This window comes from Marinobacter alkalisoli (assembly GCF_045449855.1).
Lineage (GTDB): Bacteria > Pseudomonadota > Gammaproteobacteria > Pseudomonadales > Oleiphilaceae > Marinobacter.
The window spans coordinates 1-14,135 of the sequence record NZ_JBJJLC010000052.1; the positions used below are offsets into that span (position 1 = coordinate 1).

12 protein-coding genes are annotated in these 14,135 nt (G+C 59.3%); 9 read left to right on the top strand and 3 right to left on the bottom strand.

Annotation, left to right across the window (positions count from 1 at the left end):
* Positions 1 to 73 precede the first annotated feature (73 nt).
* A complete protein-coding gene (ilvA, locus tag ACJO5Y_RS18275) occupies positions 74 to 1,606 on the bottom strand; it encodes a threonine ammonia-lyase, biosynthetic (protein ID WP_406989221.1) in 1,533 nt (510 codons plus the stop codon).
* A 139-nt stretch (positions 1,607 to 1,745) separates the two neighbouring features.
* Between ilvA and rpiA the strand changes: the two genes are divergently transcribed.
* The 3 genes from rpiA (at position 1,746) to ppa (ending at position 4,315) form a co-directional block, all read left to right on the top strand.
* Entirely contained in the window at positions 1,746 to 2,426 is a 681-nt protein-coding gene (rpiA, locus tag ACJO5Y_RS18280) for a ribose-5-phosphate isomerase RpiA (protein ID WP_406989222.1), read from the top strand.
* A 125-nt stretch (positions 2,427 to 2,551) separates the two neighbouring features.
* Positions 2,552 to 3,691 carry an acyl-CoA dehydrogenase family protein gene (locus ACJO5Y_RS18285; RefSeq protein WP_406989223.1) on the top strand — a complete coding sequence of 380 codons (1,140 nt, stop codon included), beginning with the start codon at positions 2,552 to 2,554 and terminating at the stop codon, positions 3,689 to 3,691.
* A 96-nt stretch (positions 3,692 to 3,787) separates the two neighbouring features.
* Positions 3,788 to 4,315 carry an inorganic diphosphatase gene (ppa, locus tag ACJO5Y_RS18290; RefSeq protein WP_406989225.1) on the top strand — a complete coding sequence of 176 codons (528 nt, stop codon included), beginning with the start codon at positions 3,788 to 3,790 and terminating at the stop codon, positions 4,313 to 4,315.
* An 85-nt stretch (positions 4,316 to 4,400) separates the two neighbouring features.
* Here the strand turns inward: ppa and ACJO5Y_RS18295 are convergent, their stop codons facing one another.
* Positions 4,401 to 5,453, bottom strand: coding sequence for a DUF2333 family protein (locus ACJO5Y_RS18295; protein ID WP_406989226.1), 1,053 nt, complete (start codon positions 5,451 to 5,453; stop codon positions 4,401 to 4,403).
* 18 nt (positions 5,454 to 5,471) lie between these two features.
* On the bottom strand, positions 5,472 to 7,466 hold the full coding sequence (locus tag ACJO5Y_RS18300; RefSeq protein ID WP_406989228.1) for a bifunctional diguanylate cyclase/phosphodiesterase: 1,995 nt from the start codon (positions 7,464 to 7,466) through the stop codon (positions 5,472 to 5,474).
* Between the two features lie 198 nt (positions 7,467 to 7,664).
* On the opposite strand from ACJO5Y_RS18300, the gene ACJO5Y_RS18305 reads away from it, so the two are divergent.
* The 6 genes from ACJO5Y_RS18305 to ACJO5Y_RS18330 all read left to right on the top strand — a co-directional run bounded on the left by ACJO5Y_RS18305 (position 7,665) and on the right by ACJO5Y_RS18330 (position 14,131).
* Positions 7,665 to 9,278 carry a diguanylate cyclase gene (locus ACJO5Y_RS18305; RefSeq protein ID WP_406989229.1) on the top strand — a complete coding sequence of 538 codons (1,614 nt, stop codon included), beginning with the start codon at positions 7,665 to 7,667 and terminating at the stop codon, positions 9,276 to 9,278.
* A 330-nt stretch (positions 9,279 to 9,608) separates the two neighbouring features.
* Positions 9,609 to 10,046 carry a type II 3-dehydroquinate dehydratase gene (gene aroQ, locus ACJO5Y_RS18310; RefSeq protein ID WP_406989231.1) on the top strand — a complete coding sequence of 146 codons (438 nt, stop codon included), beginning with the start codon at positions 9,609 to 9,611 and terminating at the stop codon, positions 10,044 to 10,046.
* A 32-nt stretch (positions 10,047 to 10,078) separates the two neighbouring features.
* Positions 10,079 to 10,546: an acetyl-CoA carboxylase biotin carboxyl carrier protein gene (gene accB / locus ACJO5Y_RS18315; protein ID WP_406989233.1), complete on the top strand. Its 468-nt coding sequence runs from the start codon at positions 10,079 to 10,081 to the stop codon at positions 10,544 to 10,546.
* 18 nt (positions 10,547 to 10,564) lie between these two features.
* The gene (gene accC / locus ACJO5Y_RS18320; RefSeq protein WP_406989235.1) at positions 10,565 to 11,911 is read left to right on the top strand and encodes an acetyl-CoA carboxylase biotin carboxylase subunit; all 1,347 of its coding nucleotides are present in this window, start codon (positions 10,565 to 10,567) and stop codon (positions 11,909 to 11,911) included.
* Between the two features lie 7 nt (positions 11,912 to 11,918).
* Positions 11,919 to 12,815 carry a 50S ribosomal protein L11 methyltransferase gene (gene prmA / locus ACJO5Y_RS18325; protein WP_406989237.1) on the top strand — a complete coding sequence of 299 codons (897 nt, stop codon included), beginning with the start codon at positions 11,919 to 11,921 and terminating at the stop codon, positions 12,813 to 12,815.
* Positions 12,816 to 12,877: 62 nt separating this feature from the next.
* The gene (locus tag ACJO5Y_RS18330) at positions 12,878 to 14,131 is read left to right on the top strand and encodes a DUF3426 domain-containing protein (RefSeq protein WP_406989238.1); all 1,254 of its coding nucleotides are present in this window, start codon (positions 12,878 to 12,880) and stop codon (positions 14,129 to 14,131) included.
* Positions 14,132 to 14,135: the final 4 nt, after the last annotated feature.

The window sequence follows — 14,135 nt, forward strand, 5'->3', positions numbered from 1 at the left end:
CCCAAGCGTCACATGGACGTGCTTGAGCGTGTTTCGGAAGTCCCACCCACGGCCCGGTTCCCACTCCCAACTATCAGGCCTGACCGTTCCCAGCCCCCAGAAACAGCTGGTAAGCTTCGTTATCGGTCATGTCCTCGTAACGGAAGCCGACTTTGTCCAGCATTTCCTCGAAGGCCGCCAGATCCTCATCGTCCACCTGGGCACCCAGCAGTACACGACTGTAGGCCGCGCCGTGGTTGCGGTAGTGGAACAGCGAGATGTTCCAGCGCGTGCCCAGTGACATCAGGAACTTCAGCAGCGCGCCCGGGCGCTCCGGGAACTCGAACTGGTAGACCTTCTCATTGGTCACCGACGGTGCGTGCCCGCCGACCATGTGGCGAATGTGCTGCTTGGCGAATTCGCTGTCGGTCAGGTCCACTACGGAATAGCCCGACTCCCTCAGGTCCTGCACCAGTTCATCGCGGCCGAGGCCGCCGGCCTGGATCTGGATACCCACGAAAATGGTGGCCTTCTTGCTGTCAGCGTAGCGGTAGTTGAACTCCGTGATGCTGCGCTTGTGCAGGGCTTTAATGAAGGTCTTGAAGGCACCCGGCTTCTCGGGAATGGTGACCGCCAGGATCGCTTCACGCTTTTCGCCGATTTCCGTGCGCTCGGAGACATAGCGCAAGCGGTCGAAGTTCATATTGGCGCCACTCAGGGTGGCCGCCAGATTTTCCCCTTCGATCTTCTCGCGCTCGATGTACTTCTTAACGCCAGCCACGCCGAGGGCGCCAGCCGGTTCGGCGATAGAGCGGGTGTCTTCGAAGATATCCTTGATGGCCGCACAGATCTCGTCGGTGGAGACGGTGATCACCTCGTCGACGTAATCCTTGCAGATTTCCCACGGATGCTCGCCGATCTGTTTGACCGCGACCCCGTCGGCAAAGATGCCCACTTCATCCAGCACCACCCGTTCACCGGCCTTCAAGGCCGCCTGCAGGCAGTTGGAATCCTCCGGCTCCACACCGATCACCTTGATCTCCGGGCGCAGGTACTTGATGTACGCCGCCATACCGGCAATCAGGCCACCGCCGCCGACGCAGATAAAGACCGCATGCAGGGGTTTGGTGAACTGCCACATCAGCTCCATGGCCACCGTGCCCTGGCCGGCAATGACGTCCGGATCGTCAAAGGGAGGGATATAGGTGTAACCATGCTTTTTGATCAGTTCCTGGGCATGGGCGGCGGCTTCGTCAAAGGCATCGCCCTTGAGCACGACCTTTGCGCCATGGTCCCGCACCGAGCGTACCTTGATGTCCGGGGTGGTCTGGGGCATGACAATGACCGCCTTGATGCCCAGATTCTTCGCCGCCAGCGCCACACCCTGGGCGTGGTTGCCGGCGGAGGCACAGATCACCCCTTTTGCTTTCTGCTCCTCCGAGAGCTGGGCAATCCGGTTATACGCGCCGCGAATCTTGAAGGAAAACACCGGCTGGAGATCTTCACGCTTGAGATAAATATGATTATTCAAACGCTTGGAGAGACTGCGTGCCTCCGTCAGCGGTGTCTCGATGGCCACATCGTACACCCGGGCATCGAGGATTTTCTTGATATAGCGTTGCGGCATGGGTCCGTCCGGAAGTTAAGGAGATTCGTGGGAAAAACGCACAGTGTAGAAACTTTGGCCGCCCTCCGTCTATAAGCGGTGACGCCAGAAAGGCTATAATAGCGCCAAACCTGTTCACTTCCCCAACCGGAGTTCCCCCATGAACCAGGACGAACTGAAAAAAGCCGTTGCCAAGGCTGCACTGGATTACATTGCGCCCCGCCTGGAGCGCAACAGCATTATTGGCGTGGGCACAGGCAGCACCGCCAACTTCTTTATCGACCTGCTGGCGGACATCCGCAATGAATTCGACGGTGCCGTGGCCAGCTCCGACGCCACCGCTGAGCGGCTGAAAAGCCACGGTATTCCCGTGTATGACCTGAACAGCGTCGGTGAACTGGAGTTCTATGTGGACGGCGCCGACGAGACCAACGAGCGCCTTGAACTGATCAAGGGTGGCGGTGGCGCGCTGACCCGGGAAAAGATCGTTGCAGCGGTCGCCAAAACCTTCATCTGCATTGCCGATGAGTCCAAACAGGTCGGCATTCTCGGGGATTTCCCCCTGCCGGTGGAAGTCATCCCCATGGCCCGCAGCCATGTCGGCCGCGAAATTGTCCGGCTCGGCGGTGATCCCGTCTACCGGGACGGTTTCACCACCGATAACGGCAACATCATCCTGGATATCCATCACATGGACATTTCCCGCCCTATCCAGGTAGAGGAAAAGCTCAACCAGATTGTCGGTGTCGTCACCAACGGGCTGTTTGCCCGCCGCCCGGCGGATCTGCTGTTGCTGGGCACCAGCGAAGGCGTGAAAAGTATTCCCCGCCAGGGCGCCTGAAACCGCCGCACCGGGGCTTTCTGGCATTTCAGGCCAGCCAGCCCCGACCCTGACCAAGCGCTTGCTTGGTCTCTGCAATTGAGCGACACTGCCTCCCATGGTTTCCGATCACTGGGAGATTTGCCGTGTCCGATTACTTTAACGATATCCACGAACAGGCCCGCCTGAGCGCCCGCAATTTTGTTGCCACCCACGTCCTTCCCCACATTGACGACTGGGAAGAAGCTGGTGAATTTCCCCGCGATCTCTACAGGAAGGCCGGCGACGCCGGGTTGCTCGGCATTGGATTTCCCGAAGCTCTCGGGGGCACCGGAGAGGGCGATGTATTCCTGAAAGTTGCCGTCTCCGAGGAGCTGATGCGCTCCACCTCTGGCGGCCTGGTAGCCAGCCTCGGCTCGCTGGACATTGGCCTGCCACCAGTCGCCAGGTGGGCGAAGCCCGAGGTGCGCGAGCAGATTGTGCCGCCGGTACTGCGCGGCGAAAAAATTGCCGCCCTCGCCGTCACCGAGCCCGGCGGTGGCTCCGACGTCGCCAACCTCAAGACCCGAGCCGTCCGTGATGGTGACCATTACGTCGTCAATGGCAGCAAGACCTTCATCACCAGCGGCATGCGCGCGGATCACTACACCGTTGCCGTTCGCACCGGGGGCGAAGGCCATGGCGGCATCAGCCTGCTACTGATCGACCGCGATATGCCGGGCTTCTCTACCGGCAAGAAGCTCCGGAAAATGGGCTGGTGGGCCAGCGACACAGCAGAACTGTTCTTCGAGGATTGCCGGGTTCCCGCCAACCGCTTGATCGGCGCCGAGAATGCCGGTTTTATCGCAATCATGAGCAACTTCCTGGCCGAACGCCTGATGCTGTCCATCATGGCTTACACCACGGCCGAGATTGCTCTGGAAGCGTCGATGGCCTACGCCAGACAGCGCCAGGCCTTTGGCCGCGCCATTGGCGGCTTCCAGGTAACCCGCCACAAGCTGGTGGACATGGCCACCCAGGTGGATATCGCCAAGGAGTACACCTACCGTTGTGCCGCCCTGATGCAGGCTGGCAAGAATCCCGTCAAACAGGTCGCCATGGCGAAAAACTTTGCAGTGGAGGTGTGTGAAAAAGTCACCCGGGAAGCCGTCCAGATTCATGGCGGCATGGGTTATATGCGGGAGTCGGTGGTTGAGCGTCTGTACCGGGATGCCAAGATCCTGTCCATTGGTGGCGGTACCGACGAGATCATGAAGGAACTGATCGCCAAGCAGATGCAACTCTGAAGAGAGACCAACGTTTAGTTTCGATCCACAACAGAGTCCCGTATAATTGCGCCCACTTTTTAAGCGCAGTTAAACGTACCTCAGGAAGGATTGCTCATGAACTTTGACAACATCCCGGCAGGCAAGAACCCGCCAGAAGACATCTACGTCGCCATTGAAATCCCGTCAAACAGCTCGCCGGTCAAATACGAGCTGGACAAGGACATGGGCGCGCTGCTGGTTGACCGGTTCATGGCCACCCCCATGTTTTACCCGGCCAACTATGGCTTCATTCCCCACACCCTGGCCGACGACGGCGACCCCATTGATGTACTGGTTGTCACCCCGTACCCGGTGCAGGCAGGTTCTGTTATCCGCTGCCGTCCGGTTGGCGTATTGAACATGGAAGACGAGGCCGGCGGTGATGCCAAGCTGGTTGCGGTTCCCCACGACAAACTGACCACCTCCTACAAGAACGTGCAGGACGTCGAAGACCTGCCCCAGTTGCTGCGGGACCAGATCCAGCACTTCTTCGAGAACTACAAAACCCTGGAGCCGGGCAAGTGGGTCAAGGTGCAGGGCTGGGGCAATGCCGAGGAAGCCAGGAAGGCCATCGTCGAGTCGGTGAATGCCTACAAGGGCTGAGCACCACACTCCCATAAAAAAACCGGGCCATGACAGCCCGGTTTTTTTATGTCCGGATCACCGACGACTGCCGGTGATTCTGGCATCAGCCACGGGACAGCAAATCGCGCATATCACTGATCGCCGCACTTGCCCGGGACAGGTAGGCCGCCATGGTCAGCGAATGGTTCGCCAATACGCCAAAGCCACTGCCATTCAGGATCACCGGGCTCCACATGGCGCCCTGGGCGCCTTCCAGCTCGATGATGATCTGCTTCACGCTGGCCATGGCATTCTTGTCGGTCAACACTTTGCGGAAGTCGACCTCGACAGCCTTGAAGATGTGCAGCAGGGCCCAGGAGCTGCCGCGAGCTTCATAGAACACGTCGTCTATCTGGGTCCAGGAGGTCTTGACCTCTTCCCCCGTGGCCTCCTCCGCCAGTGGATCATCGGGATTGATGGTGGCAACCGCTTCGGACACGGATGCCTTGCCCACACTCTCACCCAGGGTACGGGAAAGGCTGCCGAGGCGGGTTTCGAGATCCGCCAGCCAGTTATTCAGGTTGTCCGCGCGGGCAAAAAACTGCGCTGACGGCTGATCCGGACGCGACAGCCTGTCCAGGTAGCGATACAACGCCTCGATCCCGCGACGATATTCCGCTTCCGTGGACGGTATGGCCCAGCTGCCGCTGTCAAAGTGAAACTGGGGTTCCGCCACGATCAGGTCGGGGTCTTCCGCCGACTGACTCTGGGAACGGCTGATGTCCTTGCGCATTGCCCGGGACAGGTCGCGTAACTGCACCAGCACGCCATACTCCCAACTGGGCATATTGTCCATCCACAGCCCGGGCGGGAAAATGTCATTGGAAATGTAGCCGCCAGGCTTGTCCAGCAGCGTTTCGGCGACTCGGATCATGGTCACGGTGGTGGCAAACCCTGCAACCGGTTCCCGGTCCATTTCAGACGCAACGGTACGGGTATGCTCCCGCACCGAGTAGGTGTCCGGCTCACTGCTCCAGAACATGCCCAGTATCACCGCTACCAGCAGATACACACCCAGTACAATGAGGATGAATTTACCAATCACGCCACTGCCACCGGCGTAATCCTGCACATCGTCCTTACGATCCCTGAAATATTGTCTGATCCTGCCTGGCATCGGTTAATTAACCCCCGGTCATTTATCGTTATCTGCCTCAAACGGTCGGCCCAAATGGTATCCCATCGCACCGTCCACTCCCAACTTGTGCAACACCTCGTATTCTGCGGCGGTTTCCACCCCGGTCGCGAACACCTTGACCCCCCGACTATGGGCAATGGCCACCACGGACTCCAGGTAGAACCGGTTTTCTTCATGGCTGTCGATACCATGGATAAAGCTGTTATCAATACGAAGCCCCTGAAACCTCAGATTTCTGAGGTAACTGAAAGGCACACCGCCGACCCCGAAGCGATCTACCAGCACCGCCACATTGAGCCGGTTCAGCGCCCGCACCAGCAAGCCGACCGCCGTCCGGTGATGGTGCACGGTTTGTTCTGAAATACCAACCCAGAGCCGTTGCCGCCGGTCCCCGGCAGCCTCCAGTTGTTCCAGCAGATCCTCCCGGAAAGACTCACTGGCCACCGAGGACGTGCCCAATGTCAGCGCCAGACAGTCCTGTGGCTTCCGCCCGAGCATGGCCAGAGCCTCGCGGACCACCAGCCGGTCGATGTCCTCAATCATGCCGAAGCGTTCCGCTATGGGCACAAATACGCCTGCCTTGAGCTCTTCCCCGCCACTGCGGATTCGCGAGAACACCTGATGGTAGACCAGTTGGCCATCACCGTTAAAAACCATCGGCTGCAACCAGAGCGACAGTTGCTTCTGATCAATCGCCGTACGGATAATGGCGCGCCAGGTTTCCAGGGTATGGTGGCCTTCGCGCTCGGGGTCCGCCGCCTGACAATCGGTCTGGGGACTGGTCTGGGCCTGCCTCAGCGCCTCATCTGCGGCTGCCATCAGCGCTTTCGCGTTACGATCCTCCTGGGCCTGGGCAACGCCGGCATGAACCATCACATCCACCGGAGCCGCCAGGTCGGCGTACACGCCATCCATCTCTTCAATCAGTTGATGACACCAGACAATGCCGTCGGCCTGGGTAATGCCCGGCAGAAATATCGCAAACTCGGCGCCGCTACGGCGTCCGGCAAACGCGCCAGTATGGGACCTGACAAACCGGTTGATGACATCGGCAATCCTCAACAGCAACCGGTCGGCCTCGCCACGACCGTAGGTCTGGTTGTACAGCGCAAAACTAGCCAGCTGGATAAGGAACAGTACGCCCGGAGCCGCCCGCTCTTCCGACTCCACCTCCACCTTCAGACGCTGATCGAACGCACTGCGACTGGCCAGTCCGGTCACGGTATCCTCATTACTGACCCGCCGCAGGTGCTGGATCAGCTTCGCCTGACCCTCGAACAGTGACCCCAGGTCGTCCGCCATCTGGTTCATTGCCCGGGTCACCTGGTTCAGGTCGCGGGTGGAATTGATGTCAACACGCTTGCGAAAATCCCGCTGGCCCAGTGCTTCCGCCTGTTTCTCCAGGGCCTTGAGTGGTTTGAGTATTCTTCGAACTATCCAGAACAACAGAAACAGGCCAACACCACCGACCACCATCGTGCCGCCAATCATGCCGATGGTCACATGCCACAGATCGCGGTATGCACGGCCGGGATGACTCACGACTTCCACATGCCCCAGGCGGGACCACCCCCGAACCACTTCCGCCCTTCCCACGGGCAACGGCAAATCCGCCAGGGCCACAAACCAGGACGGCACACCAGCGCCTGACAGCGTTGCCTGCCGCCCCGCCACCCAGTCGCCCTCGTGGTCCATGTACACCACCGACAGGTAGCGGCCGCTGTCGAACACCGAATCAATCAATGATGCCGCGGCCACCGGGTCACGGCCATCAATGGCGTTCGAGAGCGACAACCCCACTGCGGTTGCGCCGTCGCGGGCATGGCCTTCGAGCTGGTCCGATACATAATCCCTGAAACGATCAACACTGAAGGCCAGACTGGCAAGCAGGATCAGCAACAACAGGCTGCCGGTATAGAGCAACACCAGGGAGCGAAGGGAAATCAGCCCCCTCTGGTGACTCGGCAAAGTTAGAGACTGCATCCGTGCCATCACTGGCTGCCTCCGGAGCCTTTCCGGCCCTGAAAAATGTGGCCCTGCCGGGGGTGCTGATGTGACCTGCCCCGCAGAGTTGACAAACATTTACAATGCATGACCTACGCCGACAACATTAAACACTATAGACTCTGAACAGGACCAGTGTCCCGGAGACGGACCCCCGATAACGAGAAAAAGACAGGCCGGAGTACAATGAACGACGAAAGCCAGAAAGAGAAACTCAGACAGCACTTTGCCCGCCGTGTGACGACACAGGCCAGGGTTGTGCTCGACACCTGGCAGAAAATTCATGGCACAAACCAGCAATCCGCGCCGTTTCGCGACGATTTCGCCATCGCCACGGACAAGCTGGTTCGCTATGCCCAGCGTTTTGAAATGACCGGCCATGCCGATGCCGGCAACAAGGTACTGGCACTCCTTGCGGACTGGCCCGCTGGCGAGAACCTCCCGGAAGCTCTGGAGCGACAACTGCAGGATGCCATCGAATTGCTGTCCCGCAACACGCTCCGCCGGACCGACCAGAACACTCCGGACGCTCCCCAGCAATTCCGCCGGACCCCGGTATACATTGCCCTTGCCAATGACGAAATAGCCAGTCGCCTGATCCGCCAGCTGGAATTTTTCGGCTTTCGCGCTTCGGCCTTCAGCAGCGCCGACCAATTGATTGAAGCCTGCGCCCTGCACAAACCCGAAACCATCCTCATGGACGTCAACTTCGGCCATGAAACCAACGCCGGGATAGCCACCATTGAGCGTCTGCAGGACCGGCACGACACCCCCATTCCCATCATCTTCATGAGTCATGAGGATGGCACGATTGAAACCCGCCTGCGGGCGTCCCGTTGCGGGGGTGAGGAATTCTTCTACCCGGCCGTTGATCCGGGCCAGCTGATCGAGAAGATCGAAAGCTACACCCATGGCAACACGGTGGAGCCCTACCGGGTGCTGGTGCTGGATGATTCCCGCGCTCAGGCCAAGTTCATGGAAACCGTCCTGAAAAAGGCGGGAATGATCGCCCACATCATTACCGATCCGATGCAGATCATTCACGCCCTGGAAGAATTCTCTCCAGAAATCATCATTCTCGACATGTACATGCCTGGATGCACCGGCATGGAAATCGCCCGGGTGATCCGCCAGCAGGACAAACTGCACAGCGTCCCCATTATCTACCTGTCGGCCGAGGAGGATGTCTCCAAGCAGCTGCATGCCATGAGTCTGGGGGGCGACGACTTCCTCACCAAGCCCATTGATCCCAAGCATCTGATCGCCACCATCCACAACCGGGGCCGGCGCGCCCGCTCATTGCTGGCACTGATGATTCGCGACAGCCTGACCGGTCTCTACAACCACACCCACACCCTGCACCTGCTGGACCAGGAGATCGTGCGGGCAAAACAGAAGGACCAGCCTCTGTGCTTTGCCATGCTCGACATTGACTACTTCAAGAAGGTGAACGATACCTTTGGCCACCCCATCGGTGATCGTGTTCTACGGAGCCTGTCCATGTTCCTGAAACAGCGGCTGCGAAAAACCGATCACATCGGCCGCTATGGGGGTGAGGAGTTCGCGATCATCCTGCCCGATACCCGTGAAAGCGACGCCCGCAACGTCCTGAACGAGATCCGCGAACGCTTCTCCGAACTGGTCCAGCCCGCAGGCGGCCAGGAGTTCAATGTCACCTTCAGCTGCGGCATCGCTGCCTGGAAGGGCGAAACCTCCCAGGCACTGTGTGAGCGCGCTGACCGGGCGCTGTATCGATCCAAGGAGCTTGGCAGGAACTGCGTGACGGCGGCAACGGACTGACGCCTGGTCAGTCCCGCTCCAGCGTCAGGTACACCGCCGTCTGATTCAGCGGCTCAACAGCATCTCACCGGACCCCACCACTTCAGTCGTATACCGAACCTGTTAGACGATGGTCTAAAAGGACTGCCAAACCGTTGGAAATGAAACAAACGTCTTATGGACGTCTGGCCGGCACCCTCCGACAATGATTCGCAATGTGAGACTTCCCGCTATCACATCCGGAACGTCGAAATGTATTGATCCGAAAGCCATGAGAACGCACCATGATTGGAAAATGACGCCATTTTCGGCGATCCTGTGGAAAATAATGGAAACAAGGCACGTATCATCATGTCGACTATACTCGTACTCCATGGCCCTAACCTGAATATGCTGGGTACTCGGGAACCGGAGCTATATGGCCGTGAAACCCTGTCGGATATTGACGACCGGCTTCACGAACAGGCAGCAGAACAGGGTCATCACCTGCTCCACCTGCAGTCCAACGCGGAGTACGAACTGATTGAACGAATCCATGATGCACGCAATGAAGGTGTCGATTTCATCATTATTAACCCGGCGGCGTTTACCCACACCAGTGTGGCCCTGAGGGACGCCTTGCTGGCATCGGGAATTCCCTTCATCGAGGTGCATCTTTCCAATGTGCATGCGCGGGAAGCGTTCCGCCATCACTCCTATTTTTCCGATATCGCCGAAGGCGTTATCTGCGGGCTGGGCAGCCAGGGGTACGACCTCGCGCTTCAGGCGGCCCTGCAGCGAATTCACTGACAGACCACAGACAATACGGGACCTAACTGACTATGGACATTCGTAAGATCAAGAAGCTGATTGAGCTCCTGGAGGAATCCGACGTCGAGGAGCTGGAGATTCACGAAGGTGATGACTCCGTTCGCATCTCCCGTCGCGGTGAGCATGCTGCCACCACACAGTACATGACCCACTACCCGGCGCCAGCACCTGCACCGCAGCCGGCTCCGGCAGCGGAAAACCCAGCGCCTGCCGCCAGCGAGAGCGCGGCTCCGGCAGCGCCGTCCGGTCATGCTGTCAAGTCGCCCATGGTTGGCACCTTCTACCGCTCACCGTCACCGACGGCCAAGGCTTTCGTGGAAGTGGGCCAGCAGGTCAAAGCCGGTGAAGTGGTCTGCATCGTAGAGGCCATGAAGATGATGAACCAGATCGAATCAGACAAGAGCGGCACCGTCACTGAAATCCTGGTGGAGAATGGTCAGCCGGTAGAGTTCGACCAGCCTCTGGTCGTCATTTCCTGAACTCGGTGATTGCATATCATGGCTATGTTAGAAAAAGTTCTGATCGCAAACCGGGGAGAGATCGCGCTCCGCATCCTGCGCGCCTGTAAAGAGTTGGGCATCAAGACCGTCGCCATCCACTCACAGGTCGACCGTGACCTGATGCACGTGCGCCTTGCGGATGAATCCGTATGTATCGGCCCGAACAGCGCAGCGGACAGCTATCTGAACATCCCCACTATCATCAGTGCGGCGGAAGTGACGGATTCCGTGGGCATTCATCCCGGCTATGGTTTTCTTGCCGAGAATGCTGATTTCGCCGAGCAGGTGGAAAAAAGCGGCTTCCGCTTCATCGGCCCGAGAGCGGAAACCATTCGCCTCATGGGTAACAAGGTTTCAGCCATCAATGCCATGATCCGGGCGGGCGTTCCCACCGTTCCCGGCTCCGATGGTCCGCTGACTGACGACGATGAGCGAACCTTGCGCATTGCCCGTGAGATCGGCTACCCGGTAATGATCAAGGCGGCATCCGGTGGCGGTGGCCGTGGCATGCAGGTGGTTCATTCGGAAGCGGCACTGCTCAAGGGCGTCCAGATTACCCAGAGCGAAGCCCGCAATGCCTTTGGCGACCCGACGGTCTACCTGGAAAAATTCCTGGAGCATCCACGGCATGTCGAAGTTCAGGTGCTGGCTGACATGCACGGCAACTGCATCCACCTGGGTGACCGCGACTGCTCGATGCAACGCCGCAACCAGAAGGTGATTGAAGAGGCGCCGGCTCCGAACATCAATCCGGAAGCCCGCGAGCGCACCCTCAAGGCCTGCGTCGACGCCTGTAAGGAAATCGGCTATGTGGGTGCCGGTACGTTCGAGTTCCTGTACCAGGACGGCGAGTTCTATTTCATCGAGATGAACACGCGGGTACAGGTGGAGCATCCAGTGTCCGAAATGGTCACCGGCGTGGACATTGTGCGCGAACAGCTCCGCGTGGCAAGTGGCTTGCCCCTGCAATATACCCAGGACGATATCCGCATTTCCGGCCACGCCCTGGAATGCCGGATCAACGCCGAAGATCCCAAGACGTTCGTACCCAGCCCGGGCAAGGTCAAACACTTCCATGCCCCTGGCGGTAACGGTATCCGGGTCGACTCGCATCTGTACAGCGGCTATACGGTACCCCCGTACTACGACTCCCTGGTGGCCAAGCTGATCACCTGGGGCGATGACCGCGAGATCGCGCGCCGGCGCATGAAGAACGCTCTGGACGAACTGGTTGTCGAAGGCATCAAGACCAATCAACCCCTGCATCGAAAACTGGTACGCGATGGTGGCTTTAAACAGGTAGACTTCACCATCCATTACCTGGAAAAACTGATGCGGGATTGAAGCAAATATGCCCTGGATACAACTACAGATCCCGGCTGATCCGGACAACGCGGATCAGCTGGAAGATCTGCTCATGGAGATGGGTGCTGAAGCCGTCTCCATGGAAGATGCGGCCGACCAACCGCTATACGAGCCCGACCCCGGCACCACCCCACTTTGGCACCAGACCAGCGTCACCGGCCTATTCGATTCCGAACGGGACATCGACCAGCTGTGCGCCGCTGTCAGCGATGCCTGGCACCAACAGACCCAACAATCCCTGCCGGAGATTGCGGTAACGCTGGTGGAAGACAAGGACTGGGAACGGGCGTGGATGGATGACTTCCAGCCTTTGCAGTTCGGCGAACGGCTGTGGATTGTCCCCAGCTGGCATGACGCCCCCGATCCCGACGCCGCCAACCTGATGCTTGACCCCGGTCTGGCCTTTGGTACCGGCACCCACCCCACCACCGCGCTGTGCCTGCAGTGGCTGGACGGCCAGGACGTGCAGGGCAAACAGGTGATCGATTACGGTTGCGGCTCCGGCATTCTCGGCCTGGCAGCGTTGCTGCTGGGCGCCGATCACGTCATCGGGGTGGACACCGACCCACAGGCGCTGGAAGCCAGCCGCGACAACGCCCAGCGCAACGGCGTCGAAAACAGCCATCTGGACCTGTATCTGCCCGAGCATGAACCCGATACCAAAGCGGATATCATGCTGGCCAACATCCTGGCCCAGCCCCTGATCGGGCTTGCCCCGCATCTGGCCGCCCTGGTCAAGCCCGGCGGCGACCTGGTGCTGTCCGGCATTCTGTCCAACCAGGCCCGCGAGGTCATGGCGGCGTATGAACCCTGGTTTGTGATGGATGAACCGGAACAACAGGAAGAGTGGATACGGCTCACAGGACGACGCATCGACAGGTGACGAATCCACTGCGAACAACTAAACTCCGTGACTCGTAGCGAAGTCGCTTACAGGAACGAAGCATGACCCAAAGCAGCCTGCAGACACGATGCCCCAATTGCGATACCCGGTTCCGGGTAACGGATGAGCAACTCAGTATTGCCAAAGGCAAAGTGCGCTGCGGGAACTGCATGGAAGTCTTCAATGCCGTGGATCACCAGGTCGGACCCTCAGCTTCCGCCGGGTCGTCACACCCCTCCCCTGCACAACCTCCCTCTCCGTCCCCTGAATCGGATGAACCCGCCAGCGGTTTCTCGGCTGACGATGATTTCGTATTCGCCGACAACCCCGAGGAAGATGCAGCCGAGGGTCGGTATGCGGGCTCCCGGATGACCTTTTCCGAGGAGGAGCTGAGTGACAGCTTCCGGTCTATTGACGAAGAATCCGGATCGGAATTCGACGACCGGGACGAAGACGACAGCAAGGACATTGATGAAAGCTGGGCCGAGGCAATGCTGGCTGATGACGACATTGGCAACGACCACAGCGGCCTGTCAGCCACCCGTGAATCCACACCTCCGAATGAGCCTGAGCCCGAGCCACGCCCGGCCATCGAACCATCGGTCAAGCCGGAAGCGGTGATCCCGCCCCGGGACGACGAGGGAACGTCCGACAAGGTTTCGGCCGCCACGGACAGCCCGTTAGGGCTTGAGCCTACCGATGATCATGTTCAACCGGCGCCTCGCAATCTGCCCGAGGAAGACGAGACGGCTCGTGACGAGCCCATGACCGCTTACCTGCCCTACAGCGACCTGCGGCGGGAACCGGTATCGGTGCGCGGCGGCTCGGGAGGGCGAGTGCGAACCGTAATCTGGAGCCTGGTTGTACTGGCACTGATTGGCGTACTGGTTGCCCAGGTCACCTGGTTCCAGTTTGACCGGCTGTCATCCATTCCGGAATTACGGCCGTTTTACGAGCAAGGCTGCGAACTGGCCGGTTGCGAACTCAAGCCGCTGATCGATGTGGACTCCATCCAGAGCCGCAAACTGGTGGTGCGGACCGATCCGGACAACCGCAGCCAGTTGCTGGTGGAGGCGGTGATCATCAACCGGGCAACGTTTGCCCAGCCTTTCCCCGCGATCGCCCTGACCTTCTCCAACCTGAACGGTGATGTAGTTGCCCAGAGCGTCTTCACCCCCGACGAATACATTGCCGGCGAAGGCCGTGAGTTATCAGCCATGCCAACGGACACACCGGTGCGTATCGCTATCAGCATCCGTGACCCGGGCCGGGACGCGGTGAACTACAACATCGCCTTTCAGGCATACAGCCCGTAAGCGA

What these genes read in the sequence shown, in the direction of transcription:
- ilvA (WP_406989221.1), bottom strand. Translation starts at nt 1,606, where the DNA reads ATGCCGCAACGCTATATCAAGAAAATCCTCGATGCCCGGGTGTACGAT.
- rpiA (WP_406989222.1), top strand. Translation starts at nt 1,746, where the DNA reads ATGAACCAGGACGAACTGAAAAAAGCCGTTGCCAAGGCTGCACTGGAT.
- ppa (WP_406989225.1), top strand. Translation starts at nt 3,788, where the DNA reads ATGAACTTTGACAACATCCCGGCAGGCAAGAACCCGCCAGAAGACATC.
- ACJO5Y_RS18295 (WP_406989226.1), bottom strand. Translation starts at nt 5,453, where the DNA reads ATGCCAGGCAGGATCAGACAATATTTCAGGGATCGTAAGGACGATGTG.
- ACJO5Y_RS18300 (WP_406989228.1), bottom strand. Translation starts at nt 7,466, where the DNA reads ATGGCACGGATGCAGTCTCTAACTTTGCCGAGTCACCAGAGGGGGCTG.
- ACJO5Y_RS18305 (WP_406989229.1), top strand. Translation starts at nt 7,665, where the DNA reads ATGAACGACGAAAGCCAGAAAGAGAAACTCAGACAGCACTTTGCCCGC.
- aroQ (WP_406989231.1), top strand. Translation starts at nt 9,609, where the DNA reads ATGTCGACTATACTCGTACTCCATGGCCCTAACCTGAATATGCTGGGT.
- accB (WP_406989233.1), top strand. Translation starts at nt 10,079, where the DNA reads ATGGACATTCGTAAGATCAAGAAGCTGATTGAGCTCCTGGAGGAATCC.
- accC (WP_406989235.1), top strand. Translation starts at nt 10,565, where the DNA reads ATGGCTATGTTAGAAAAAGTTCTGATCGCAAACCGGGGAGAGATCGCG.
- prmA (WP_406989237.1), top strand. Translation starts at nt 11,919, where the DNA reads ATGCCCTGGATACAACTACAGATCCCGGCTGATCCGGACAACGCGGAT.
- ACJO5Y_RS18330 (WP_406989238.1), top strand. Translation starts at nt 12,878, where the DNA reads ATGACCCAAAGCAGCCTGCAGACACGATGCCCCAATTGCGATACCCGG.